The following is a 25,182-nucleotide window of genomic DNA, read 5'->3' as shown; positions in this document are numbered from 1 at the left end:
GACATAGTGCACGCTGTTGAGTTCTCAAGGATCGGACGCACCGGCGCCTTGTCTCTCTCGAGTCCGGCTCCGAGCAACTGCTCCAACCACCCCGCTCGGGTGGGCAGACCGTTCAGCGGAGAACTCCGCGAAACGCTGCGCGCCACAGAAGTGGCGACTCGTTCGAGTGGGGATCTTCATCCGGCGGACCGGGTGAAGCGTGTCGCTCTTGAGGGCTGGATGCGGGCGGCTGAGCCGCTCTTCGCTGTCCGCGCCTTTGGGCTGACGAGGGATTACTTTACGTGTGCCCCCGGGTCGGCGCGAATCACGCGCGCATCCCGGGCGTGTCGCCCGGTTTTCCGGGGGTCCGCGCTCAGAGCAACGCGCGGAACCGCTCGATGCGGGCCAGCGTCGACTCCTTGCCGAGGATCTCCATCGACTCGAACAGCGGCGGGCTGATGCGCCGACCGCTCACCGCGGTGCGCAGCGGACCGAACGCGACGCGCGGCTTGAGGCCGGCGCCGTCGATCAGGGCGAGGCGCAGCGCCTCCTCGATCTCGACCCGGCCGAACGAGGTCAGCTGCTCGAGCGCCGCCGTCGACGCCTCGAGCACGAGCTTCGCCTCATCGGCGTTCTTGGGCAGCGCGTCATCCGCGATCGTCAGCTCGGCATCCGGGGTGAACAGGAACGCGAGCATCTCGCGGGCCTCCCCCAGCACGATGATGCGCTCTTGGATCAGGGGCGCCGCCTCGCGCAAAATCGCCTGCTGCGCCGGCGTCGGCGGATTCTCGACGTAGCCGGCGAGATAGGGCACGATGCGCGCCTCGAAGTCGTCGGGATCGAGCATCCGGATGTGGTCGCCGTTGATCGCGTCGGCCTTCTTCTGATCGAAGCGCGCCGGATTCGGGTTCACATCCCGGATGTCGAAGGCCTCGATGAACTCGGCCGTCGTGAACACGTCCCGATCGGCCGCGATCGACCACCCGAGCAGCGCCAGGTAGTTCAGCAGCCCCTCAGGCACGAATCCGCGGTCGCGATGGTGGAACAGGTTCGACTCGGGGTCGCGCTTCGAGAGCTTCTTCGACCCCTCGCCGTAGACGAGCGGCATGTGCGCGAATCGCGGGATGGCGTCGGTCACCCCGATGTCGATCAGCGCGAGATAGAGCGCGATCTGGCGCGGTGTCGACGACATGATGTCCTCACCGCGGAACACGTGCGTGACGCCCATGAGCGCGTCGTCGACCGGGTTGACGAGCGTGTAGAGCGGCGCCCCGTTCGGCCGCACCACGACGAAGTCGGTGAAGCTGCCGGCGGGGAAGGTCACGTCGCCGCGGATCAGGTCCTCGTACGACAGGTCGGTGTCGGGCACCCGCAGGCGCAGGCTCGGCTGCCGCCCCTCGGCCCGGAACGCGGCGCGCTGCTCGTCGGTGAGGTCGCGCTCGTGGTTGTCATAGCCCTGCCGGGGATCGCGGCCGGCGGCGCGGTTGCGCGCCTCCATCTCGTCGGGGGTGACGTAGCTCTCGTAGACCCGGCCGGCATCCTTCAGGCGCTGGATGACGTCCTGGTAGATCTCGCCGCGCTGCGACTGCCGGTACGGGCCGTTCGGACCGCCCTTCTCGACGCCCTCATCCCAGTCGAGGCCGAGCCAGGTGAGCGCCTCGACCAGCTGCTGGTAGCTCTCCTCGCTGTCGCGGGCGGCATCCGTGTCCTCGACGCGGAAGACGAGCTTGCCGCCCGTGTGGCGCGCGTAGGCCCAGTTGAACAGGGCCGTGCGGACCATGCCCACGTGGGGCGTGCCCGTGGGCGAGGGACAGAACCGGACCTTGACGTCGGATCCGGAGGCGGTGGTGAAAGGCAGCGCGGACATCGGCTCCAGGGTAGTGCGGGGCGGGGATGCGCGGGCGCGGGCGCGATCTGGTGCGAGCGAAGCGCTGACGGCGTGGCCGCCGCACCGCCGCACTGCCGCTTGCGCGTCGTCAGGCGGGGATGCGGAGCGCGGCGCGGGCGGAGAGAGCGCGCCAGGCGAGCAGCGCCGAGGCGACCGCCACGAGGAGCACGGCGGCCAGGGCGAGGCCGGGGTAGCCGAGCAGCGCGAGCACCGGGCCGGCGAGAGCTCCGCCCACGGCGCCCGCCGAGCTCATGACCAGGTCGGCGCGGCCCTGCGTGCGGGTGCGCCGCTCGGCGCTCGTGGCGGCCACGATCATGGCCGAGCCGGCGACCGTCGAGGCGCTCCAGCCGAGCCCGAGCAGGATCAGCGCCGCGACGACGAAGCCCTCGCTCTCGCTGCCGAGCGCGGCGAGCACCAGCGCGAGCAGCAGCATCCCCTGGCCGAAGCCGATCACGACGGGGCGGCCGAGCCGATCGGCGAGCACGCCCCAGAGCGGCGACAGTGCGTACATGCCGGCGACGTGCAGGCTGATCGTGAGACCCACGATCTCGAGCGTCGCGCCGCTGTGCGTCAGGTGCACCGGCGTCATCGCCATGACCGAAGCCATCGTGGCGTGGCTGAGGCCGAGGATCGCGATGCCGATGCGCGCCGTGCGCGGGTCGTCGACGTCGAGCAGGCGCGGGGCGGAGGCGGGAGCCGCGGACGAGACGCCGGACGAGCCGCGGGATGCCGAGCCGGCTCCGACGGCGGCCTCTGCGGCGGTTCGGCGGGCGTCCTCCGCCTCGGCGAGCGCGATGTCGCGGGCGAGCCGCAGGGGATCCGGACGGAGCCCGACCGCACAGACGATCGCTGCCACCGCCTGCGCCGCGATCGTCAGCAGGAACGGCCCCGCGAGCTCGGGCAGCCCGATCGCGAGCCCGAGCCGGTTGCCCGACGAGATCAGGTTCGGGCCGATCACGGCGCCGACGGTCGTCGCCCAGACCACGATCGACAGGTCGCGGCCGCGCGTCGACGGCTGCGACAGATCCGTCGCGGCGAAGCGGGACTGCAGGTTCACGGCCGTGCCGACCCCGATGCACACGAAGGCGACGAGCAGCAGGGGGAACAGCATCCACACCGCCGCCAGGATGCCGAGCACGCCGCCCAGCGCCGCCGTCAGCGCCCCGGTCGCGAGGGCCGGCGCCCGCCCCGCGCGCTGCGCGAGGGCGGCGAGCGGGATCGCCGCCAGCGCCGAGCCGACGGTCGAGCCGGTCGTCGCCGAGCCGGACCACGCCTCGGATCCCGAGACGAGCGTCGCCAGGAGGGCTCCGGCCGACAGCGTCGAGCCCATGCCGAGGCCGGCGAGCACCTGACCTGCGACCAGCACCCCGCGGGTGCGCCGGTGCACGGCGAGCGCGTCGATCGAGGCGAGGGCGGTCATCCCGACCCCGGGGTCAGCGCGGGTCGCGGAACAGGGCGGGGTTCGAGAGGCGGCCGAGGCCCTCGATGTCGATGTCGACCGTCTGGCCGTGCTCGAAGCTGCCGAGCCCGTCGGGGGTGCCCGTGACGATCACGTCGCCGGGCAGCAGGGTCCAGACGTCGGTGATGAACTCGATCAGCTCGGGCAGCTTGTGCAGCATCTCGCTCGTGCGACCGGTGCGGCGCACCTCGCCGTCGACGTAGGTCGTGATCTGCAGGTCGCTCGGGTCGATCTCGGTGTCGATCCACGGGCCGAGCGGGCAGAAGGTGTCGTAGCCCTTCGCCCGAGCCCACTGGCCGTCGGCGAACATCTGATCGCGGGCCGAGACGTCGTTGGCGATCGTGTAGCCGAAGACGATCGACTCCCAGTCTTTCGCCTTCACCTGCTTGCCGACGCCGCCGATCACGACCGCGAGCTCGCCCTCGTGCACGATGCGGCCCTCGACCGGCGGGATGCGGATCGGGTCGCCGGGGCCGACCACCGCGGTGTTCGGCTTGAGGAAGATCAGCGGGTCGCCGTCGGTGTCCCAGTCCATCGACTTGGCGTGGGCGCCGTAGTTCATGCCGACGCAGACGACCTTCGAGCGCGGGATGACCGGCGCCAACAGTCGCGCATCCGCGAGGGGGACGCGCTCTCCCGTCGTCTCGTAGCCCGCGAACATCGGGTCGGCCTTGAGGACGACGATGTCCTCGTCGTCGATGACTCCGAAACGCGGGTCGGCGTCCTGGGTGCTGAAGCGCGCGACTCTCACCCGACGATCCTATCGGCGCTCGGGGCGCGGTCCGGGTCGGGATGCGCGACCACTACGACCGGAACGCGGGTCGCCGTGCGGTCGGCGGGCTGTGTCGCCGGAATCACCCGAAGCGGCCGCCCACGTAGTCGGCGGTGCGGGTGTCCTCCGACGGGGCCGCGTCGCCGGCATCACCCGAATCGACCGCCCACGTAGTCGGCGGTGCGCGTGTCCTGCGGGTCGCCGAACATCGCATCCGTCGGACCGTGCTCGACGATGCCGCCCGGCTTGCCGGCGCCGGCGAGGAAGAAGGCGCACTGGCTCGAGACGCGCTGCGCCTGCTGCATGTTGTGGGTGACGATGACGATCGTGACCTCGCTCGCGAGCTCGAGCATGGTCTCCTCGATCACGCGCGTCGAGGTCGGGTCGAGCGCCGAGCACGGCTCGTCCATGAGCAGCACGCGCGGCTGCACGGCGAGCGAGCGGGCGATGCAGAGACGCTGCTGCTGACCGCCGGAGAGCCCGCCGCCGGGGGCGCGCAGACGGTCGCGCACCTCGTTCCAGAGTCCCGCCTTCTGCAGCGAGGTCTCGACCAGGTGGTCTTTGCGGGCGCGGTCGGCGCGCACGCCCGTCAGCTTGAGGCCGGCGATCACGTTGTCGTAGATCGACATCGCCGGGAACGGGTTCGGCTTCTGGAACACCATCCCGATCGCCTTGCGCGCGTCGGTGAGGCGCTTCTCGGGGTCGTAGATGTCGTCGCCGTCGAGCAGCACCTCGCCGGCGAGGCTCGCCGAGGGCACCAGCTCGTGCATGCGGTTGAGGATGCGCAGGAACGTCGACTTGCCGCATCCCGACGGGCCGATCAGCGAGGTGATCTGACCGGCCGGCATTGTGAGCGAGACGCGGTCGAGCACCTGGTGGTCGCCGAACCACGCCGTGATCGAGCGGGCCTCGAGCGTCGCGAGCGGGGCGGCGGATGCGGAGGGGAACGGCATCAGACCCGGCTCGGCCGGCGGCATCAGGGTCGCGGTCGAGACGGGTGCCGTGGCCGAGACGGACTGCGCGGCCGAGACGGGCTGCGGCGCCGCGGACGGGGTCGCCGGCATCACCTGGGTGAGCGGATCGCTGTGGGTCATCGAGGGTCTCCGGATGCGGTTCGAGGTCAGAGCAGGTTGGGCAGCAGCGGCACGATCTGCTCGGCCGTGAGCAGCACCGCGAGGCCGACGACGGGGGCGCCGACGAGCCAGGTCTTGCGGGTTCCGACCCGGCGGCGCGCCCACGCGGCAGCGAGGTGCGCGACGAGCAGGAACTGCAGCGCGAAGATCAGCGCCCACACCTGACGGGTGTCGGTGGCGAGCGCACGCTCCTCGGGCGGGAGGCTCGTGTAGGTGGTCTGCCGGGCACCGCCGTCGAGCACATCGCTGACGAGCCGCGCATCCACGTAGACGACGCCGGTCGGGGCGAACGCCGGTCCGCGCGCGCTCTGGAGCACGAGGCGGCTGCCGCCCTTCGCCAGGGCGGGCGGCGTGGGGTCGCCGGCGTAGCGCACGCCGATCACCTCGAAGGTGCTGCGGCCCTGACCGGTGCGCACGGTGAAGCGGTCGCCGGGAGCGAGCTCCTGGATGTGCGAGAAGGGTCCCCCGTAGGCGGCCGCGCGGCCGAGCAGCACGCTCACGCCCGGCTGGCCGGGCAGCGGGGTGTCGCGCCGGTGGCCGGGTCCGCCCTTGAGGGCGTTGGCGTCGGTGCCCTCGACGAGCACCTCATCCACCCCGATCTGCGGGATGCTGAGGAGGCCCACCGGCGACGTCGAGCGCAGCAGCTTGCCGGTGTAGTCGGCTTCGCTGACGGGCGCCGTTCCCGCGGCGAGCTGGGCGCGGTAGGCATCGCGCAGGCGCTGCTGCGTCTCGATGTGCTGCAGCTGCGAGATCACGACCACGTTCGCCAGGAACGCGAAGACGAGCAGCACGGCGACGATGATCGCGCTGCGGCTGAGCGCCTGCGCGGGTGTCAGCGGGGCGAGCTGCACGGGCGGCTTCGGCGCGCGGCGCGGCGGCTTCGGCGGGCGGGGCGCGCGGCCGCCGAGTCCCCGCGGCGGAGCGGGCGGCGCCGGCGGCAGGGAAGAGGCGCCGGTCGCGTCGGGCGCGACCGGCGACGCCGGGTTCTCGGGGGCGGCGGGCGGCGGCGCCTCGAGCACGCTCACGCGAACGCCTCGACGGCACGCGGGCGGCGCACCAGCCGCGAGAGCGGGTAGCCGACGCCGGCCACCACGACGATGCCGACCAGGATCAGCCACGGTGCAACGACCAGCGTCTGCTCGCGCACGAGCTTCGACAGCTCGATGCCGCCGGCGGACTTCGGCGGCGTGACCTCGAGGTGAGCCGTCACGACGGTCCACTGGGCGACGCCCTCGACGGGGATGCGCACCTCGCGGTCGCCCCGCGCCGGCACGACGACCTCGCGCTCGACCGGGCCGCCGATGCGGTTGCCGAAGGGGCCGGTCATCCACGCCCGCACCGTGACCGGCATGGATGCGGCGGTGCCGTTGTGCACGGTGACGCTCGTCGACAGGGTTCCCGCCGACGGGTTCGGCGACCAGCCGTAGCCGAGCCGGATACCGCCGAGCGAGAAGGCCGCGTCGGCCTCCTTCGTCTTCGTGTCGGTCGCGCCGGTCGACCCCGCCGGGCTCGCGGCCGTGTCGACCGCGTCGCTCGCACCGGACGAGCCGAAGCCCGAAGACCCGGACCCGAAGCCCGAACCGGAGTCGCCGGCCGAACCGAAGCCGAGCCCGTCTCCCGAGCCGGAGCCGTCGCCCGAGCCGGAGCCCGGAGACGTCGTGCCGTCGTCCGTGACGGTCACCGAGATCGGGTAGTCGCCGCCGCCGTTCAGGTCGTCGTCGGCGGCTGACGCGGCTGCGGCCGGCGCGGCCAGGGCGAGCGCCAGCACCGCGGAGGCGGCGAGGACGGCGCGGGTGCGCATCCACGTCATCGATCTGCTCCGACCTTCTCGGCGTTCGCGGCCGAGTCGGCGCGCGCCTGCTCGGCGACGTAGTCCATCCACGCGGCCGCCCGACGGGCGTCGGCGCGAGCACGCAGACGGGTGATCGCGACGACGGCGCCGACGATCGCGAGCACACCGAGCAGCAGCCACGGCACCGCCGCGACCGGCGCGCTGCGCTCGGTCGTGACCAGCGACGGCGGCTGGATCGCGTCGGGCGAGATGAGCGGCGCCAGCTTGATGGTCGGCTCGAGGTAGCCGAGGGCGGGGACGCCGTGCAGCGTGACGCTGAGCTTGCGCACGTTGCCGGGCAGCAGCTCGGGGAACTCGGGGCGGGCCTCGGGCGCGGCGAGTCCGACGCCGAACCAGGTGCGCACGCTCACGACGGCCAGACCGCTGAGGGCCACGTTGCCGGTGTTCTTGACCGTGAGATCGACATCCAGGGTCCCGTCGAGCGGGTTCCAGCTGTAGGCGTAGTCGGCCTTCATCGAGCTGACCGTCAGGGCGGCCTGGATGTCGCCGGGCACGCGGACGTACAGCCGGGTCGCGACACGGCGGTCGACCAGCACCTGCCCGTCGGGGCTCACGGCCGAGACGACGATGCCGCCCGCGTGGTCGCCCGGCGAGGCGTCGGCCGGGAGCTGCACGTCGAAGGCGACGGCGCGGCTCTGCCCGGCGGCGAGGTCGAACACGGCGCGCGGCTGGCCGCCGAACGTGACCCAGGCGCCGACGTCGGTCGGCTGGTCGTCGGTGGGCAGCAGACCCCAGGAGCCGTCGTCGGTGTTGAAGGCGTCGGTGCCGATGACCGTGAAGGTCTGCGCGGTCGTGCCGGTGTTCTTCACGAGCATCTCGTCGGCGAGGTGCTGGCCCGGTCCGACCTGGTAGGTGAAGCGGGTGCGGCCATCGGCGACGCCGCCCTGCGACGGGGCCCCGGAGAAGCCGATCGTGTCGTCCGCGTGGGCGGAGACGGCCGGCGCGACGCTGAGCAGCGTGGCGGCGGCGACGAGCGCGAGAGCCGCGGCGGCGAGGCGCGCGGCCGGGTTCGCGGCGGAGATCCAGGTGGGCACAGTGTATGAAGCCATCGGTCGTTGGCCGCCGCGCATCCGTCAGGTGAACGAGCGCTTAAGCGGGGCCGGGCGGGTTCGGGGGCCGAGCGGCGGGGGTCGGCGGAGGTGGAGCTGTCAGGATGCGCGGGGCTGCGCATCCACGGAGATGACCCCGGGCGGGCGTCGGATCGCGACGACGCCCGCCCGGGGCCGGGTGACCTCTTACTTGCTGACGAGAGTCAGCGTGAGCTTCGAGGTGTAGGTGCCCGCCTTCGTGCCGGTGGGGGCCACGAAGAGCAGGTCGGCGTCGATCACGGTGTCACCCGACTGCCCGGCGAGAGCCGAGGCGAACTGGCCGTCGCCGACCGTGCCCACGACGTTGCCGGCACCGACCGAGCCGAGGCCCGACACGATGCGCGGCTTCACGCCGAGCTGCTTGGCGGCGAGGGTGCCGCCGGCGCCGTCGGTGAAGTCCGCGACCGACGACGTCAGGTTCCAGCCCGGCTGCGAGACGACGCGGCCGTCCTTGACCGTGATCTGGCCGAGGGTTCCGGTCGACGTCGACATGCCGTTGACGAGTTTCGCCGCCCCCAGGGTGGCCTTGGCACCGGCCGGCACCGACAGCTCGAGCGTGGTGTCGACCGAGCCGGTCACCGGAGCCGAGACGTCGACCGAGCCGGTTCCGCCGCCCGTGCCGGGAGTGCTCGGGGTGGTCGTGTCGGTGGGCTCGTCGTAGGTCCAGTTGCCCCCGGCCTTGATGTCGACGTAGGTGAACGCGACGCCGTCGTTCGACACCGTCAGCGCGTTGTTCTTGAGGAACGCGAGGCCGAGGCTGAACTGCCCGCCGGTCGACTTGACGCCGAGCGGGTTGCCGTCGAGGAACTTGTCGAACGACACGTTGGGCAGCCAGACGTTCTTCGTTCCGGGCGAGAAGAGCACGACCGACGAGGCGGCCCACGCCGCGGGGACGCGCTCCTGGCCGCGAGGGGCGAGGAACACGGCCGCGCTGGTCGAGTCGTCGGTGCCGGTGAAGCGGACGTTGTAGTCCGTGCCGCTGGGCGAGGCGATGACGCCGCTCTCCCAGGTCATCTGCGATCCCGCCGGGTAGTGCGACAGGTCGTTGGCCGACAGGAGGTAGAACGGCGAGGTGGAGCCGCTCGGCGTGGCCGCGACGGCGGGAGCTGCGGCGACCGCGGAGGCCACCAGCACGAGACCGGCGGCGCCGATCGCGGCGGCCTTGGCCGCCAAAGAGCTGATCTTCATGATGTTCGGATCTCCGGAATCAGATGTTGGGGTAAGCCGGCGAGGGGACGGTGGTCGACGGAGCCTGGAAGCCGAACTTCTGCTTCACGGCGCCAGACGACGTCGGCAGGCTGCTGAAGTTCGCCAGGCCGGTCGTGTTGCTCGGGTCGAGCAGGTTGGCCAACACGGCGTCGTACTTCGCGTTGCCCGAGGTGACGCGAGCGCGCTCGACGACGAGGTACGTGTCACGGCCGAAGGTCGTGTTCGAGTAGTAGGCGCTGCTCGGCGCGAGGCTCGGCGCCGTTCCCGTGAACGCCGGGGTCGGCGTGGTCGTGTAGGCGCTGCCGAAGTTCACGCCGGCGGCCGTCGTGGTGTCGAGGGGCGTGACGCCGTTGGCCTGCGCGATCCAGCTGGCGGCCGAGAACGGGATGATGTCGCCGACGGCGAGCACCGACGCGTCGTTCTCCGCCGTCTTGTTGTCGGTGTCCGACGGCGAGGCGACGCCGATCGCGCCGAGGAAGAACGAGCGCGTTCCCGAGCCGTTCTGGGGAAGGCGCGGGTTGATCGCGACGCCGTCGACCGACTTCAGGGTGCCGTTGAAGATCTGGGTGAGCTGGTCCTTGGAGAGACTGGCCCATGCGGCCGTGCCGCCGCGGTAGGCGTAGCCGACCGCATCCCGGGCGAACGGGACGTAGAGCAGCTTGCCGCTCGACGAGGCGTTGGAGCCGGGACCGCTCGACGAGCGGGCGATGTCGACCTGACCACCGAGGTTGCGCTCGGGGAGGGCGGCGCTCGGCGTCCACTTGGCGCTGTTGACCGAGGCGATCAGGGCATTCACGCCCTGGCCGGAACCCGAGGGGCGCCCGAAGTAGGTGCCACCGGGCTTGGTCTGGATCATGCTCGTGCCGAAGGCGTCGAACGAGCCGAGGGTCTTGTTGGCCGCCGTGACGCGGACGGTGGCGCCGGTCACGTTCGTGCCGTTGATGAGCGCGTTGGCGGAATCCTGCAGCGTGTCGGAACCGACCAGCACGTAGCTGTTCGACACCGGCTCCGCGAAGGCGGGGGCGACGAGCGCGGAGCCGGCGACGGCGACCGCGGCGACCGCGGCAGCGGCCGCGATCTTCTTGATCTTCAAGGGAGTGCTGTCCTTTGTCTCAGGGTGGGTTCCGCGCGCGTCCCAGTCGGTCGTCCGCGGCTTGGTGCGAGGCTCCGGATCCCAGTCCGGTGCAGCGTGCCCCGCCAAGATCAGGGGGTCAGAGGCGTCTCCGGAGCCGGGAGATGGCGGGCACCGCGAGCGCCCCGAGCAGACCCGCGAGCAGGCTGAGCGGCATCACTGCCTGCACCCCATCGACGTCGGGGTCGGCGGGCGTCTTCGACGCGGAGAGGGCGGCGGCGAGCTCCCCCGAGGCGGCGGGGTCGTCGGAGACGGAAGCGGCGAGCTGGTCGTCGCCGAATCCCCCACCCGAGCTGCCGGAGATGCTGTCGGAACCGCCGGCGCTCTCGCCGGTCACGGGATCCGTCGGCACCAGCCCACCTGCCTGGATGCGGTCTGCGGCGGCGAGCGCCTGAGCTCGCCATCCGGCCGGGAGCGGAGCGTAGCCATCCGGAAGCGAGCCCGGATCGACGCCCGGCGTCTGGGCGGCGTCGGAGGCCGCATATCGGATGAAGACGGCATAGCTCGCGCGCAGCGTCGCGTCGTCCATCGCCGGGTTGACCGCGGCGTAGACGGGCATCGTCAGCGGATACGCCGTCGTGGCCGACTGCGCCTGGGGCGAGGCCGGGTCGAACCCGTAGACCTGGGTGCTGCCCGACGACGTCGTCATCGCGGCGGCAGCGGCCTGGAATCCGGTGGTCGTGGGCGCGACGAACTGACCCGCGGGGTTGCGCAGCGATGCCGTGACGGTGAGGTACTTGGCTGCCGACGATGCGTCGGTGACTCCGATCACGTGCTGCGAGCCGGGCAGATCGCGCACCGCCTTGTCGTATCCGGCCGGGGTGGCGAACGGGTTCCAGCCGCCCAGCACCTGCCCGTCGCCGCGGAGGGTCTTGTAGGCCGACGAGTCGAGATCGTTCGTGTACGGCCGCCACGTGACGGAGTTCACAGTCGCCTTGGGTCCGAGCTCGGAGACCACCTCGAAGGGGTCCGCTTTGGGGAAGCCGTCGGTCGGATAGGTCTGCGCGTAGCTCTGGCCCTCGTCGCTCTTCGGCGCGACCGTCGGGTCGGAGCTCGACCACTTGTTCACGGTCATGCCCCACGGGTCCTTCGCGCCGGCGAGGAACGCGCGAGCATCGGCGTCGGCCATCACGTACGACCAGAGAGCCGAGGCGGCGTCGGAGCGCCCCTGCGGTACGAGCGCGTCGGCGACGGCGGGTCCGACGATCGCCTGGTACTTCCACTCGGGGTCGTTGATCGCCAGGAAGTCGGGGTCGTAGAGCAGATTCCGGGGATTGCCGCCGAGGTGCGTGCGATCCGCGTTGGCGGGGAGGGCGTCAAGGTACGACGAGGTCAGCAGCTTGGCGACGAGGCGAGGCGTGAGGTTCATCGACTCGAACGGCAATCCCGCCCGCGCCAGCACATCCCGTGGCACGGTGCCGTCGAGGCTGGGGCGCCGGTCGATCGCGAACGACACCGCCACGCCGGTCAGCGCGACCGGAGCGTAACTGAGCTGGTCGTCGACATCGCCCTGGAGGGGTCGAGAGGTGAGCGCCATCGGGCCGACGTTCGTGCTGTTGGCGATCGCCGCCGCGTCCGATTCCGTTCCGGTCAGCACCGTGTAGGCGTCGCCGCCGGCGGATCCGCACAGCACCGGCTGCCAGGACGCGATGGCTCCTGCGGCGAGCTCGCTGCCCTGGAGCTGACGCTCTGCCGCGCCGATCGCGCACACGTCGCCCACCGGCCGGAAGTCGAGCTTCACGGCGAGGCGATGCTTCCACTGCGACCAGAACAGCCCCGACTGGTCGACCTGGCGGCTGCCGTCGTCGGCCTGCCCCCGCGGGATCGCGACGAGCCAGCAGGAACGACCGATGCGAGAGCCGTCGGACTGGAGCTCGGCGTCGCCGCAGCCGAGTCCCGGGGCCTGCACCTTGGTCTGCACCTCGAATTTGACCGCGCCCGTGCCATCGTCGCCGGAGCCGGCCCACGAGACCTCGTTGGTCGTGTACTTGGTGAAGAACTGGTTCGAATTCGGGTCGACGGCGTCGGTGCGCACGCCGTCGACGATGTTCGTCGACACCGTGCCGTCGACGGCGCGGAACGGAATCGACGTGTAGTCGCCGAGCGGCGGCTCGGCGATCGTGTAGGCCGAATCCTGCGGTGCCGCCGAGCCGGAGGCGTGATAGTGATCGCGTGTCGTGCCGGCGCTGTTGAACCCGCCGTACTGGCAGGTGGTCCGGTCGGGCTGGGCCGGCTCCCCGGCCGGAACCGAGGGGTCGTCTCCCCAGCACTGGGCGAACTGCAGGAAGTCGCTGCCGCCGTTCTGCTGGCTCGGCTGGATCGACTTCCTGCCGCCGGTCCACGACAGCACGATCGCCTGCGACACGAGGCCCTTCGTCTGCGAGACCGTCAGCTTCAGATCGGGGAACGGCGCGTTCGCCGCGTCCGCATCCTGGTCGCGGGCGCTCACCGTCACCGAGGAGCCGTCGTCGGCCTTCGCCGTCGTCGCCGGGGCCGTCACGACCAGGCCCACGCCGAAGGCGAGGCCGGCGCTGAGCAGGCCGGCGAGCAGCGATGCGCCGTAGCGGCGCGCGCGCAGCGGCGACGAGGGCGAAGCGGACAAGGGGTGCTCCAGGCGGGTTTCGGGAGGATTCACGATGAATCCGATGAGAGGTTCTTGGCGGCCCGTGTCATCGAGGTGAACGGACGGGGAAGGCGCACACGCCGTCGCGGTACCTGGCGGTGCTCCCGCGCGTCAGCCGGCGCGTCAGCTGCGGGTCAGCACGCGCGTCAGCCGCGCGTCAGCTGTCGGGCCGGCGGTCGGAGGCGCGCATCCGTCGCGACAGCAGGGGCGGGAGCACGATCGCGCCGACGAGCAGCAGCAGCGCCGCGACCATGGCGAACTGCCCCGGGCCGAATCCGCTGTCGGGCAGGTCGAAGGGCTTCGACACGGCGCCGCCGGCGGTCGTGCTGCTGACCAGCTGGCCGTTCTCGTCGTAGACCGGGTCGCCGGTGGTGCCGCCGGCATCCCCGGTGGTCGCGCCCGTGCTCGACCCGCCGCCCGATCCCGAGCTCGAACCGCCCGACGCCGAGCCGCCCGAGCCCGATCCGCTCACGGCGGTGTCGGTCTTGGCGCCGGCCGTGCCGGTCGTGCACTGATTCGGGCCCTTCTGGTCGCACGCGGCGGGCTGCGGGGCGGTCTGCGCGAGCACGTTGTCGCTCTCGCTCTGGCCTGGTTTGAAGGTCGGGTTGTTGCACTTGTTCACGTCGACGTTCGCGCTCGAGGCGCCCGGGATGCGCGCGATCTGCGCGAACCCGGCCTTCACCAGGTTCATCGGCAGCGGGGAGTAGCCGAGCGCCGAGGCCTGCTGCTGCCCCTCGCAGAGCATGTAGCTCGCGAAGGTGCCGAGCGTGTTGCCCTTCGCCTCGGTGAAGATGCCGCGCACCTTGGTCGGCACGATCATGTAGCTGTAGCTCGACAGCGGGTAGTTGCGCTTGTCGGTGTTCGCGTAGACGCCGTCGAGGTTCTGCGTGAGGTCGCCGTTGATGCGCGCCTGCATGAGCGCGACGGCGACGGATGCGGCGGTCGGCTCGACGTAATAGCCGGACGCGTTCAGCACCTTCGCGACCGGGAAGCCCGACTTCATCGCGTAGCTGTACTCGACGTAGGTGATCGCCCCCTCGCCGTAGCCCTGGCTGACGTAGCCTGCGACACCGAGGGAGCCGTTCTGCGCCTTCATCGAGCCCTTGACCGGGTACTGCGAGGTCAGTCCGCTGCGCCCCGAGTAGGCGCTCCAGATCGACGGGTACATCTTCGACATCCACAGCGTGAACTGCGCCGTCGAGCCGGAGCCGTCGGATCGCACGACCGGCGTGATCGCCTTGTTCGGCATCGCGAGACCGGGGTTGTCGGCCTGGATCGCGGCGTCGTTCCAGTTCGTGATCTGGTTCGTGAAGATCTTCGTGATCACGTCGCCCGACAGGCGGAGGTTGGTGACGCGCTTGCCGCCGATCTTGAGGTTGTACATGAACGAGGTGCCGCCGGCGACGATCGGCATGTAGGCGAAGCTGCCGGCCTCGGGGTTCTCGGGCTGGGCGCCGGGCACGTCGGGCGTCGACTGGAACGGGATCTCGCTGACCGCGTAGTCGACCGTGCCGTTGATGAAGTCGGTGCGGCCGGCCGACGAGCCGGTGCCCGAGTAGTTGACCTGCATGCCGTAGTTGGTGGCGACGTTGCGGCGCCACTGGTCGAGCGCGTTCTGCGACCAGGTCGAGCCGCTGCCCGAGATGGCGACGTAGCTGGCGGCGCTCGCGGGCGACGCCGGTCCGGCGCCGACGACGGCGAGCGCGGCGAGCGCCGTCGTCGTGATCGCGGCCGCGATGAGGCGGCGGCCGGTGGTGCGGATCATCGCGGGGTCTCCTCGGAGGCGGGGGCGGCAGGGGCGTCGGGCGCGGATGCGCCGGCCGGGTCTGCGGTGTCGGTTTCGGTGTCGGTGTCGGTCGTGTCGTCGACGACCGGCGCGAGCGGCAGCGGGTCGAAGTCGAGCGCCGACGGCGGCGCGCCGAGCAGAGCGGGCGGCGCGGCGGCGAAGGCCGCGGCCGCGGTCATCCGCTCGAGGTCCTCGCGCGACCGCTGCGCCGCGCGGCGACGCTCGCCCGGCGACTGGATGCCCGGCGGACGACCGCCGATCACCCGGGCGATCACGAACAGCAGCAGCACGAGCAGCACGAGCGCCGCCGCCGTGCCGAAGCCGCGCGCGATCATGTTCGGCTCGGGCGACTTGACGAAGTCGAAGACCTGCAGCGGCAACGAGATCATCGGTCCGCTGAAGGGGTTGAGGTTCATCACGGCCGTGACGCCCGAGGTGAGCAGCACGGGCGAGGTCTCGCCGACGCCGCGGGCGGTGCCGAGGATCACCGCGGTGACGAGACCCGAGCGCGCGGTCGGCAGCACGACGTGCCACACCGTCTTCCAGCGGTTCGCGCCGAGGGCGTAGGAGGCCTCGCGCAGGTTGCCGGCCACCAGGCGCAGCACGACATCCGAGGCGCGGATGACGATCGGCAGCATCATGACCGTGATCGCCATCGCCGCGGCGAAGCCCGAGCGCTGGTGGGTGATGAGCTGCACGATCGCGGCGTAGACGAAGAGGCCGGCGACGATCGAGGGCAGCGCCGTCATCGCATCCGAGATCGTGCGCACGAAGCGGGCGAAGCGCCCGCCGACCTCGTTGAGGAACACGGCCGTGAGGATGCCGAGGGGCACCGTGATCACGAGCGCGATCGAGATCTGGATGAGCGTGCCCAGGATCGCGTGCAGGATGCCGCCCTCGGTGAGCGGGTCGAGCGGCCCCGCGAACTCCATCGTCTGGGTGAGGAAGTTGAGGTGCGGCAGAGCCTTGGATCCGCGGATGAGCGCGAAGGCCACGACGAAGACCAGGGCGCTGAAGAGCGCGACCCCGGCGCTGATCATCAGCACCGTCATGATCTTGTCGGCCACGGCGCGGCGGTCGCTGCCGATCGAGACGAGCAGCGCGTAGAAGCCGAGGAACACCAGGTACGCGATCACGACCGCGCCGACCGCGCCGGTGAGCGGGCTGAACCAGCCGTAGAGCAGCGCGGTGAAGCAGATCGCGGCGGCCGCGGCGCCGATCGCGTCGAACCTCGCCGAGAGCGTCGAGCGGCGCAGGCCGCGCCGCGGCGCCTGCGGCACGCCGTCGAGGTCGGGCATCACCGTGCGCGGGGCGACGCGACGGCGGCGCAGCGGAGTGTCGTCGAGGTCGACCTCGTCGCGGTGCTCGTCGACGAGACGGGCGGCGGTGCGCTCGGCGACCGGAGCCTGCTGGAGGGTCATCGCGGGCTCAGTTCGTCTGGGCGCCGGAACGCGATCGGGCCACGATCGACGAGGCGCCGAAGTTGATGACCAGGGTGATCAGGAACAGGGCGAGGCCCGCGGCCATGAGCGCCGAGAGCCCGAACTGGCTCGCCTCGCCATAGCGCAGGGCGATGAGCGCCGACACCGAGTTCGACCCGGTCTTGAGCACCTGCCAGTTGATCGTGAACAGCGGCGAGATGATCATGTAGACCGCGATCGTCTCGCCGAGGGCGCGGCCGAGGCCGAGCATGGTCGCGCCGATGATGCCGCCGCGGCCGAAGGGCAGCACGACCGTGCGGATCATCCCCCAGCGCGTCGAGCCGAGCGCGAGCGCCCCCTCGCGCTCCCCCACGGGCGCCTGCGAGAAGGCCTCGCGCATGACCGAGGTCTGCGTCGGCACGACCATGAGGCCGACGACGATGCCGGCGATGAACGCCGACGACGTGAACGCGCTCGCGTCGGTCAGCACGTGGCCCTGCGCATCCGTGACCCGGAAGATCGGGATCCAGCCGAAGTAGGTCGAGATCCAGCGCGAGACCGGGATGACGTTCTCCTGCAGGAAGAACACGCCCCACAGGCCGAACACCACGCTGGGCACGGCCGCCATCAGGTCGACCATGGTGACCAGCAGGCTGCGCAGGCGTCCGCCCGCGACTTCGGAGATCAGCAGCGCGGTGCCGAGCGCGAGCGGCACGCTGACGCACATCGCGACGGCGGCGACCGTGACCGTGCCGAACAGCACCGCCGCGATGCCGAACTGCTTCGTCTCGGGCGACCACTGCTGCTCGAACAGGAACGCCGGTCCGGCGACGCCGATCGCCTGGCTAGCGCGCACCGACAGGAAGAGTCCGACGGCGAGCATGATGCCGACCGTGATGATGCCGGCCGAGAACGCCGTGCGCCGGAACACGGCGTCGGCGAACGACGGCCGCGTGCGCAGCGAGCGCGGGCGGATGTCAGCGGCGGTCACGGTGATCCTCGGGTGCGGGGCTGATCTGGCGGGTCAGCGGGTCGAGCGGGGTGGATGCCCGGATGACACGGGTCATCGGGCCGACGCGGCAGGTCTCGCGGCGCGGTCGGCGCGAGTTCCCAGCAGGGTCGAGACAGTCGAACCTCGGCAGGTGAACACGAGGCGTCGGGGTCATGAAGGCCCCCTGGCCGCTGACGGGGATGCGCTGGGGCGCGGCGTCGACGTCGCCGACGGACTCGCCGACGGCGACGGCGAGGCGGGGATGCGCGTCGCCCGCAGCTCCACGACGGTGCCGATCGGCAGCGAGGTGCCGGCGATCGGGCTCGTGCCGGTGATGCGGGATGCGGTGGCGGATGCCCCGGGGGCGGTGCCCGCCTCGTCGTCGTCGCTCGCGCCGGCGACGCCGAAGCCGGCCGCGCTCAGGCGGGCTCGGCCGTCGGCGATCGTCAGCCCCGCCACATCGGGCACGACGTTGCGGCCCGACGCGACCACGAGATCGACGCGCGACCCCGCCGGCACGGACGTCGGCGCCCGCACGACCGTGCTCGCGGGGCTGGCGGAGTCGACCTCGCTCACGATGCCGACCTCGACGCCGATCGCGGCGAGCCGTGACGTCGCCTCGCCGAGACCGAGCCCGACGAGCTCGGGCAGCGCGGTGTCGGCGGGCGGCGCGGCCGTCGACGGGCGGCTCGGCACGGTCGGCGTCGCCGAGGTGCTCGGAGCAGCGCTGGGGCTCGCGGTCGCGGTCGTGCGCTCCTGCGGCTCTGCTTCGGTTCCGGCGAGCGCGGGCAGGGTCGCGATCCCCGCGAGCGCCAGCACGACGGCGACGAGGGCGATGAGCCCGCCGCGCCCTCGAAGCGGGCGATCACGCGCGTCGTCGTCGGGAGCGGCGGCCGGATCGGCGGCGGGGCGCACGGCGGGGCCGACCGGCGCGGGAGCCGCCGCGCGTGCGCCACTCGCGCGCGCCGCCCTCGGGGGGATCACGGCGGTCACCGCGTCCCGGGCGGTGTGGTCGGATGGCGACGCGCTCGCTCGCGGACCGCTGATCCCCGCCCCGGTGGCCCCGAGCACGCGCGTGACGGCATCGGGCTGCGCGGCGGCGATCCCGCCGGTGCCGCCGCCGGCCCCGGCCGCCCCTGCCGCCTCGGCGTCGACCGCGTCGTCGGCGACCGCGCCGGCCCCGGCCAGCGCCTCGACGATCCGACGCCGCAGCTCCTCCGCGTCGCGCGGGCGGCGCAGCGGCACCGGCGACAGCGCCGCGGCGAGCGCGCGGTCCACCTCGACCGGCACGTCGGCGCCGTCGACCGACGCGATCGGCGGGGTCACGACGCCGCCCGACAGCAGCGCATCCCGGCGTCCCGCTCGATAGGGCGGATGCCCGGTCGCCGCCGCGTAGATCACCGCGGCCGCCGAGAACAGGTCACCGCGCCGGTCGAGCGGGAGCCCCGCGCGCTGCTCGGGGGCCGCGAAGTCGGGGTTGGCGACGACCCGCAGCGCGCCGTCGGCCGACGGATCGGGACCCAGGGCGTCGTCGCCGAGGCTCGCCTCGCCGGTCCAGGCGAGTCGGTCGACGTCGATCAGCCGCACGTCGGCGGCGCGCACGAGCGCGCGGGCGGGCACGAGCACGTTCGACGTCGACACGTCGCGATGAACGAGCCCGGAATCGTGCACGGCGGCGAGCGCCCGCAGCAGGCCGTCCGCGAGCTCGCGCACCTCGGCGGGTGCCAGCGCACCCCGCCGCAGCCGACGCGCGAGCGGCTCGCCCTCGGCCCAGTCGAGAGCGATCCAGCACACCGTGGTCGTGCCGGAGATCTGCTCCCCCGCGCCGCGGATGCCGATCACGTTGGGATGCGCGACCCGGTGCTGCGCGCCGGCGAGGAACCGCTCACGGTCGACCTCGCGCTCCGAGAGGTGCGGGTGCAGCACCTTGAGCGCGACCCGCTCGCCGGTCTGCGCATCCTCGGCGGCGAACACCGACGCGGTGGCCCCGCTGCCGCTGAGCTCGCCGAGACGGTAGCCGCCGATCAGCTCGCTCACACCCGCGGGTGGCGACCGAGCTGAGGATGCGAGACGCGCGCGACCGGCGCGATCGTCGCCGTCACGAAGCCCTCGACCGCGGCGAGCAGCGACTTGCGACGGTCGCGGTCGGTCGAGTACCAGCGCGCGCACGCGATCACGGGGTCTGCCCCTCGGCGCAGGAACCAGCCGAGCGCTGAGCCGTTCGCGTCGCGCACCAGGCGCGGCTCGAGGTCGGTCTGCGATTCGAGCGCCGCCGTCGCGTCGGCCATCGCCGCGGCGGCCGAGTCGAACACCGACACGCTGCGGGCCAGCATGCGGTGGTTCGAGCCGGCGAGATGCCAGACGGCCGGCTGGGTGGGGCGGGCGTCGGCGGCGCCGAGCACGACGCCCGCGACGCGGGTCGAATGCTCACGCCACGGCACGATCTTCGGGCTGGCCGACGAGTCGAACGTGGTGATGACGATGCGAGCGACAGAGCTCACGGGGCACTCCGGATGGGCAGGGATCGGGGCGCGATCGGGCAGATTCAGGGCGGTATCACTGGTGGGGCGAAGGCAGTGAATTGGCGCAGGATGAACGCGACCGCGCGTCTCGGTGAACGAGAACAGAACCAGATCGACAGCGTGTCACCAGTTCGGGGGGTGACCGTTGCGACCACGTAACGAACACGCGACAGGCGTCGCGCATCCGGGCCTGATCAGGGGTTCCGGCGACGACGAACGCCCCGGAGCACAGGGCTCCGGGGCGTTCGAGAGGGGACGCGCGCCGCACCGCCGTTCGGGCGGCGCGGGTGCGACGTGTCAGGCGTCGAGCCGCACCGTCCAGCCGTGGCGGTCCTCGACGCGGCCGTACTGGATCCCGGTGAGCTCCTCACGCAGCGACAGCGACACCGGCTCGGCCACCTCGGGCATCGTGATCTCGACGTCGGCGTTGCGCAGCTGGCGGATGGGCGTGATGACCGCGGCCGTGCCGCACGCGAAGGCCTCGACGATCTCGCCCGACTCGACGCCCTCGCGCCACTCATCGATCGAGATGCGGCGCTGCTCGGTCGTGAAGCCGCGGTCGCGACCCAACTGAAGGATCGAGTCGAGCGTGATCCCCTCGAGGATCGAGTCCGACTCGGGCGTGAGCAGGCGGCCGTCGCGGGTGACCAGCACGACGTTCATGCCGCCGAGCTCCTCGAGGTACTTGCCCTCCTCCGCATCCAGGAACAGCACCTGCTGGCAGTCGTTCTCGTAGGCCTCCTGCTGCGCCACGAGCGAGGCGGCGTAGTTGCCGCCCGTCTTCGCCGCGCCCATGCCGCCGTGGCCGGCGCGCGTGTAGTGCGTCGACAGCCAGATCTCGAGCGGCTGGATGCCCCCGGTGAAGTAGGCGCCCGCGGGGCTCGCGATCACGTAGTAGTTGACCTTCTTCGCGGCGCGCACGCCGAGGAAGGCCTCCTTCGCGAACATGAAGGGGCGGATGTAGAGGCTCGTCTCCGGCGCGCTGGGCACCCAGTCGGCATCCGCCTGGATCAGCTGCCGCAGCGAGTCGACGAAGTAGTCGGTGGGCAGCTCGGGCAGCGCCAGTCGGCGGGCCGAGCGCTGCAGGCGGGCGGCGTTCGCGTCGGGGCGGAAGGTGCGCACGCTGCCGTCGGCCCAGCGGTAGGCCTTGAGCCCCTCGAAGACCTCCTGCGCGTAGTGCAGCACGGCCGCGGCCGGGTCGAGCTGGATGGGCCCGTAGGGCTGAACGCGCGGACGGTGCCAGCCGCCCCACTCCGACCAGCAGATGTCGACCATGTGATCGGTGAAGTGCTGCCCGAACCCGGGGTCGGCGAGGATCTGCTCCCGCTCCTCGACGGTCTTCGCGTTCTCGTTGCGGGTCACGGCGAAGGTGAGGTCCTTCTGGGCCATGGGCAGCTGGATGGGCATGTGCTCTACTCCGGTCGGATCGAGGGTCAGTGGGCGGGCGCCGTCGCCAGCACGCGCTGCGCGATCGCCGCACCGACCTCGGAGGTCGTGCGGCGCGCGCTACCGCGTTCGGCGAGATCGGCGCTGACGGCCGCGGTCACGCGAGCGGCCGCCTCCGGCAGACCCACATGGTCGAGGAGGAGGGCCGCCGAGAGGATCGCGGCGGTGGGGTCGGCCTTCTGCTGTCCGGCGATGTCGGGAGCAGAGCCGTGCACCGGCTCGAACATGCTCGGGAACGCGCCATCCGGGTTGACGTTGCCCGAGGCGGCGAGCCCGATACCGCCGCTGATCGCGCCGGCCAGGTCGGTGAGGATGTCGCCGAAGAGGTTGTCGGTGACGATGACGTCGAACCTAGCAGGGTCGGTGACCAGGAAGATGGTCGCGGCATCCACGTGCAGGTAATCCCAGACCACGTCCGGATGATCGGCCGCCTCGGCCTCGACGAGCCGCGCCCACAGCGATCCGGCGTTGGTGAGCACGTTGGTCTTGTGCACGAGCGTGAGCTTGCGACCCCGCTTCTCGGCCAGGTCGAAGGCGTACTTCACGACGCGCTCGACGCCGAAGGCCGTGTTGACGCTGACCTCGTTGGCGATCTCGTGCGGGGTGCCGCGGCGGATGACGCCGCCGTTGCCGACGTAGGGCCCCTCGGTGCCCTCGCGCACGACGACGAAGTCGACCTCGCCCGGGTTCGACAGCGGGCTCGTGACCGAGGGGTAGAGCTTGGTCGGGCGCAGGTTGACGTAGTGGTCGAACGCGAAGCGCAGCTTGAGCAGCAGCCCGCGCTCGATGATGCCGCCGGCGAGACGCGCATCCCGCGGGTCGCCGCCGACCGCGCCGAACAGGATCGCCTCGTGGCGGGCGAGCGTCGCGAGGTCGTCGTCGCTGAGGATCTCGCCCGTGGCGAGGAAGTGCTCGGCGCCGAAGGGGTACTCGGTCGTCGTGACCTCGACGTCGTCGCCGACCGCGGCCTTGAGCACGGCGAGCGCCTCGGCGACCACCTCGACTCCGATGCCGTCTCCGGGGATGGTCGCGAGGTCGAGGACGCGGGTCACGCAGGGGCTCCAGTCGTGCGGGAACGGGGAAGGTCAGCCGTCTCCCGAGCCGTGGACAGACCGCGGAGGGCGGGCCGACTGCGGGGTCAGCCTACTCCGCGGGGATGCGCGGCCCCGCGCCGGGGCGGGGGCCGCGCATCCCGCCCGGTCAGAAGCTGCCGGCGACCGAGTAGAGCGCCGTCTGCAGGAACCCGACGATCGTGAACAGCAGGATGTAGCCGCCGACGCCCAGACCGATGCCGGCCGCGAGCTTCGCCGGATCGCGGCGCACGAGCGCGACGATGCCGAAGATCACGGCGACGACCGCGATGATGCCGATCACGGCGGTGAAGCCGTAGTTGAAGACCTGGTAGCCGTCGATGCCGAGGTCGGCCGAGAGGATGAACGGCGAGATGATCGAGCGCAGGATGCCGACCAGCGTCGCGGCGACGCCCGCGAGCAGGGCGAGCAGGCCAGGCCCGAAACGGCGGGCCGACGACGCCGGGGCGGCGGTACCGGCGGGCGCGGCGCCGGACGCGGCGCCAGGCGCTGTCGGCTGCTGGCCGGCGTAGGCACCCTGCTGCGGGGCGCCGTACTGGGGCTGCGGGGCGTGCTGCTGCGACGGCTGCTGGGCGTACTGCTGCTGGGACTGGGGCTGCTGCGGCTGGCCGTACTGCTGCGGCGCGTACTGCGGTTGCGCGGGCGCCTGGCCGTACTGCGGGGCGGCGGGCTGCGACTGCTGGGGATGCTGCACGGGGTGCTGCTGGGGCTGCTGGCCGTAGTGCGGCTGCGCGCTTTGCGGGGGCTGATACGCCGGCTGCTGCGGGGCGGCGGGCTGCTGCGGCTGGCCGTACTGCGGGGCCTGCGGCGCCTGCGGCGGCTCGCCCGGGGTCTGCGGCGGCTGCGGCTGGCCGGGGTGCGGCTGCGGCTGACCGGGCTGGGGCTGCTGGGGATCGGTCACGGGAGGCTCCTCACGCGCCGCCGCTCGGCGCCGCGCATCCACCCTAGAACCGCGAGGGGAACTCCACACCGGGCAGCTCTCCCCATGCGCCGTTCCGAGCGTGCCGAGACGACGACGGCCGCGCCGCCCGAGGGCGACGCGGCCGGAAGCCGGGATGCGCGAGGTCAGTCGAGCACGACGTCGATCTCGCGCAGCAGGGTCGCATCGATCGCCGTGCTCACCTTGGCGAGCAGCTCCTCCGCGGCGCGCGAGTCGACCGTCAGCACGCTGAGGGCCTGGCCGCCCGCGCGCTGGCGGGCGATCTGCATGCCCGCGATGTTGATCTGGGCCTCGCCGAACTCGCGACCGTAGACCGCGACGATGCCGGGGCGGTCGGTGTAGAGCATGACGATGAAGTGCTCGGCCATCGGCACCTCGACGTCGAAGCCGTTGATCTCGACGATCTTCTCGATCTGCTTCGGACCGGTCAGCGTGCCCGACACCGACACCTGGGTGCCGTCGGCGAGCGCGCCGCGCAGGGTGATCAGGTTGCGGTACTCGGGGCTCTCGGGGTCGGTGAGCAGACGCACGGCGACGCCGCGCTGCTCGGCGAGCAGCGGCGCGTTGACGTAGCTGACCTGCTCGGTCACGACGTTCGAGAAGACGCCCTTGAGGGCGGCCAGCTTCAGCACGCTCACGTCGAAGTCGACGAGCTCGCCGCGCACCTCGACGTCGACGCTCGTGATGGCGCCGCCCGCGAGGCCGGCGAAGACCTGGCCGAGCTTCTCGGTCAGCGGGATGCCGGGGCGCACGTAGGGGTCGATGACACCGCCGGCCACGTTGACCGCATCCGGCACCAGCTCGCCGCCGAGCGCGAGGCGCACCGAGCGGGCGACCGAGACGCCGGCCTTCTCCTGCGCCTCGTCGGTCGAAGCGCCGAGGTGCGGCGTGACGACGACGTTCGGCAGGGCCAGCAGCGGCGAGTCCTTCGGGGGCTCGCTGACGAAGACGTCGAGGCCGGCGCCGGCGATCACGTTCGCCTGCAGCGCCTCGAACAGCGCGGTCTCGTCGATCAGGCCGCCGCGGGCGACGTTGACGATGTAGGCGCTCGACTTCATCTTCGCGAGCTGCTCGGTGCCGATCATCCCCGTGGTCTCGGGGGTCTTCGGCATGTGGATCGTGATGAAGTCGCTCTGCTCGAGCAGCTCGTCGAGGCTCAGCAGGGTGACGCCGAGCTGCTGCGCGCGGTTCGCCGTGACGTAGGGGTCGTAGGCGACCACGTTCACGCCGAAGGCCTGCAGGCGCGCGGTGATGAGCGCGCCGATGCGGCCGAGGCCGATGATGCCGACCGTCTTCTCATAGAGCTCGGTCCCCGTGTACGACGAGCGCTTCCAGGCGCCGGCCGCGAGGCTCGCGTGCGCGGCCGGGATGTGACGGGCGAGGCTCAGGATGTGACCCACGGTCAGCTCGGCCGCGCTGATGATGTTCGAGGTCGGCGCGTTGACGACCATCACGCCGGCCTGCGTGGCCGCCTTGATGTCGACGTTGTCGAGGCCGACTCCGGCGCGGGCCACGACCTTCAGGCGCGTGGACGCGGCGATCGCCTCGGCGTCGACCTGGGTCGCGGAGCGGATGAGGATCGCGTCGGCGTCCGCGATGGCGGAGAGCAGAGCGGGGCGATCGGTGCCATCGACGCTGCGGACGTCGAAGTCGGGCCCGAGGGCGTCGACGGTGGCGGGCGAGAGCTGTTCGGCGATCAGGACGACCGGCTTGGTCACAGGCGTAGCGGCTTTCGGTGCGGCGACGGGGAGAGGGCCCGAGAATCGGCCGATGGCGCGCTGTCCGGGCGCGACCAGCCTAGTGCAGGCGCGCCGGTGCGCTTTCCGCTCCCTCCCACCGGGCGTGGGTAC

19 protein-coding genes are annotated in these 25,182 nt (G+C 72.1%); all 19 read right to left on the bottom strand.

The features are described from left to right. Positions 1–352: 352 nt before the first annotated feature. On the bottom strand, positions 353–1,846 hold the full coding sequence (gene gltX / locus FJ658_RS05570) for a glutamate--tRNA ligase (RefSeq protein ID WP_141144371.1): 1,494 nt from the start codon (positions 1,844–1,846) through the stop codon (positions 353–355). A gap of 109 nt (positions 1,847–1,955) precedes the next feature. Next, positions 1,956–3,287 carry an MFS transporter gene (locus FJ658_RS05565; protein ID WP_141144370.1) on the bottom strand — a complete coding sequence of 444 codons (1,332 nt, stop codon included), beginning with the start codon at positions 3,285–3,287 and terminating at the stop codon, positions 1,956–1,958. A gap of 13 nt (positions 3,288–3,300) precedes the next feature. Further along, positions 3,301–4,077, bottom strand: a complete 777-nt coding sequence (locus tag FJ658_RS05560) for a fumarylacetoacetate hydrolase family protein (protein ID WP_141144369.1) — start codon at positions 4,075–4,077, stop codon at positions 3,301–3,303. Between the two features lie 170 nt (positions 4,078–4,247). Beyond that, positions 4,248–5,051, bottom strand: a complete 804-nt coding sequence (locus FJ658_RS05555) for a phosphate ABC transporter ATP-binding protein (protein ID WP_219995720.1) — start codon at positions 5,049–5,051, stop codon at positions 4,248–4,250. A 167-nt stretch (positions 5,052–5,218) separates the two neighbouring features. After that, entirely contained in the window at positions 5,219–6,256 is a 1,038-nt protein-coding gene (locus tag FJ658_RS05550) for a sortase (protein WP_255447574.1), read from the bottom strand. Continuing rightward, positions 6,253–7,041, bottom strand: a complete 789-nt coding sequence (locus FJ658_RS05545) for a hypothetical protein (protein WP_141144368.1) — start codon at positions 7,039–7,041, stop codon at positions 6,253–6,255. The genes FJ658_RS05550 and FJ658_RS05545 overlap by 4 nt, the downstream gene beginning before the upstream one ends. Further along, complete coding sequence (locus FJ658_RS05540; protein WP_141144367.1) at positions 7,038–8,132, bottom strand: DUF916 domain-containing protein; 1,095 nt, start codon at positions 8,130–8,132, stop codon at positions 7,038–7,040. Before FJ658_RS05540 ends, FJ658_RS05545 begins: the two co-directional genes overlap by 4 nt. A 186-nt stretch (positions 8,133–8,318) precedes the next feature. Next, the gene (locus tag FJ658_RS05535; protein WP_141144366.1) at positions 8,319–9,359 is read right to left on the bottom strand and encodes a hypothetical protein; all 1,041 of its coding nucleotides are present in this window, start codon (positions 9,357–9,359) and stop codon (positions 8,319–8,321) included. Positions 9,360–9,378: 19 nt separating this feature from the next. Then, positions 9,379–10,473: a hypothetical protein gene (locus FJ658_RS05530; protein ID WP_141144365.1), complete on the bottom strand. Its 1,095-nt coding sequence runs from the start codon at positions 10,471–10,473 to the stop codon at positions 9,379–9,381. 118 nt (positions 10,474–10,591) lie between these two features. Then, positions 10,592–13,114 (bottom strand): hypothetical protein, encoded by a 2,523-nt coding sequence (locus FJ658_RS05525; protein WP_141144364.1) that lies wholly within the window; start codon positions 13,112–13,114, stop codon positions 10,592–10,594. A 178-nt stretch (positions 13,115–13,292) separates the two neighbouring features. Then, complete coding sequence (pstS, locus tag FJ658_RS05520) at positions 13,293–14,900, bottom strand: phosphate ABC transporter substrate-binding protein PstS (RefSeq protein WP_141144363.1); 1,608 nt, start codon at positions 14,898–14,900, stop codon at positions 13,293–13,295. Further along, positions 14,897–16,342 (bottom strand): phosphate ABC transporter permease PstA, encoded by a 1,446-nt coding sequence (gene pstA / locus FJ658_RS05515; RefSeq protein WP_255447573.1) that lies wholly within the window; start codon positions 16,340–16,342, stop codon positions 14,897–14,899. The genes pstS and pstA overlap by 4 nt, the downstream gene beginning before the upstream one ends. Positions 16,343–16,349: 7 nt before the next feature. Then, the gene (gene pstC / locus FJ658_RS05510) at positions 16,350–17,333 is read right to left on the bottom strand and encodes a phosphate ABC transporter permease subunit PstC (protein ID WP_141144362.1); all 984 of its coding nucleotides are present in this window, start codon (positions 17,331–17,333) and stop codon (positions 16,350–16,352) included. Between the two features lie 171 nt (positions 17,334–17,504). Further along, on the bottom strand, positions 17,505–19,370 hold the full coding sequence (locus tag FJ658_RS05505; protein ID WP_141144361.1) for a serine/threonine-protein kinase: 1,866 nt from the start codon (positions 19,368–19,370) through the stop codon (positions 17,505–17,507). Next, entirely contained in the window at positions 19,367–19,834 is a 468-nt protein-coding gene (locus tag FJ658_RS05500; RefSeq protein WP_141144360.1) for a hypothetical protein, read from the bottom strand. Before FJ658_RS05500 ends, FJ658_RS05505 begins: the two co-directional genes overlap by 4 nt. 318 nt (positions 19,835–20,152) lie before the next feature. Continuing rightward, the gene (locus FJ658_RS05495) at positions 20,153–21,262 is read right to left on the bottom strand and encodes a branched-chain amino acid aminotransferase (protein ID WP_219995715.1); all 1,110 of its coding nucleotides are present in this window, start codon (positions 21,260–21,262) and stop codon (positions 20,153–20,155) included. Positions 21,263–21,288: 26 nt separating this feature from the next. Continuing rightward, complete coding sequence (locus tag FJ658_RS05490; protein WP_141144359.1) at positions 21,289–22,353, bottom strand: 3-isopropylmalate dehydrogenase; 1,065 nt, start codon at positions 22,351–22,353, stop codon at positions 21,289–21,291. A 148-nt stretch (positions 22,354–22,501) separates the two neighbouring features. Continuing rightward, on the bottom strand, positions 22,502–23,293 hold the full coding sequence (locus tag FJ658_RS05485) for a hypothetical protein (RefSeq protein WP_141144358.1): 792 nt from the start codon (positions 23,291–23,293) through the stop codon (positions 22,502–22,504). Between the two features lie 164 nt (positions 23,294–23,457). Beyond that, positions 23,458–25,050, bottom strand: coding sequence for a phosphoglycerate dehydrogenase (gene serA, locus FJ658_RS05480; RefSeq protein ID WP_141144357.1), 1,593 nt, complete (start codon positions 25,048–25,050; stop codon positions 23,458–23,460). Positions 25,051–25,182 lie beyond the last annotated feature (132 nt).

Source organism: Schumannella sp. 10F1B-5-1 (assembly GCF_006517535.1).
In the GTDB taxonomy this organism is placed as follows: domain Bacteria; phylum Actinomycetota; class Actinomycetes; order Actinomycetales; family Microbacteriaceae; genus Schumannella.
This window is presented reverse-complemented; position numbering and strand designations above follow the sequence as displayed.

Bases quoted from the DNA above. Each gene is read 5' to 3' on its own strand.
- FJ658_RS05545 (WP_141144368.1), bottom strand. From the start codon at position 7,041: ATGACGTGGATGCGCACCCGCGCCGTCCTCGCCGCCTCCGCGGTGCTG.
- FJ658_RS05565 (WP_141144370.1), bottom strand. From the start codon at position 3,287: ATGACCGCCCTCGCCTCGATCGACGCGCTCGCCGTGCACCGGCGCACC.
- pstA (WP_255447573.1), bottom strand. From the start codon at position 16,342: ATGACCCTCCAGCAGGCTCCGGTCGCCGAGCGCACCGCCGCCCGTCTC.
- FJ658_RS05495 (WP_219995715.1), bottom strand. From the start codon at position 21,262: ATGCCCATCCAGCTGCCCATGGCCCAGAAGGACCTCACCTTCGCCGTG.
- FJ658_RS05535 (WP_141144366.1), bottom strand. From the start codon at position 9,359: ATGAAGATCAGCTCTTTGGCGGCCAAGGCCGCCGCGATCGGCGCCGCC.
- pstS (WP_141144363.1), bottom strand. From the start codon at position 14,900: ATGATCCGCACCACCGGCCGCCGCCTCATCGCGGCCGCGATCACGACG.
- FJ658_RS05555 (WP_219995720.1), bottom strand. From the start codon at position 5,051: ATGCCGTTCCCCTCCGCATCCGCCGCCCCGCTCGCGACGCTCGAGGCC.
- FJ658_RS05540 (WP_141144367.1), bottom strand. From the start codon at position 8,132: ATGGCTTCATACACTGTGCCCACCTGGATCTCCGCCGCGAACCCGGCC.
- gltX (WP_141144371.1), bottom strand. From the start codon at position 1,846: ATGTCCGCGCTGCCTTTCACCACCGCCTCCGGATCCGACGTCAAGGTC.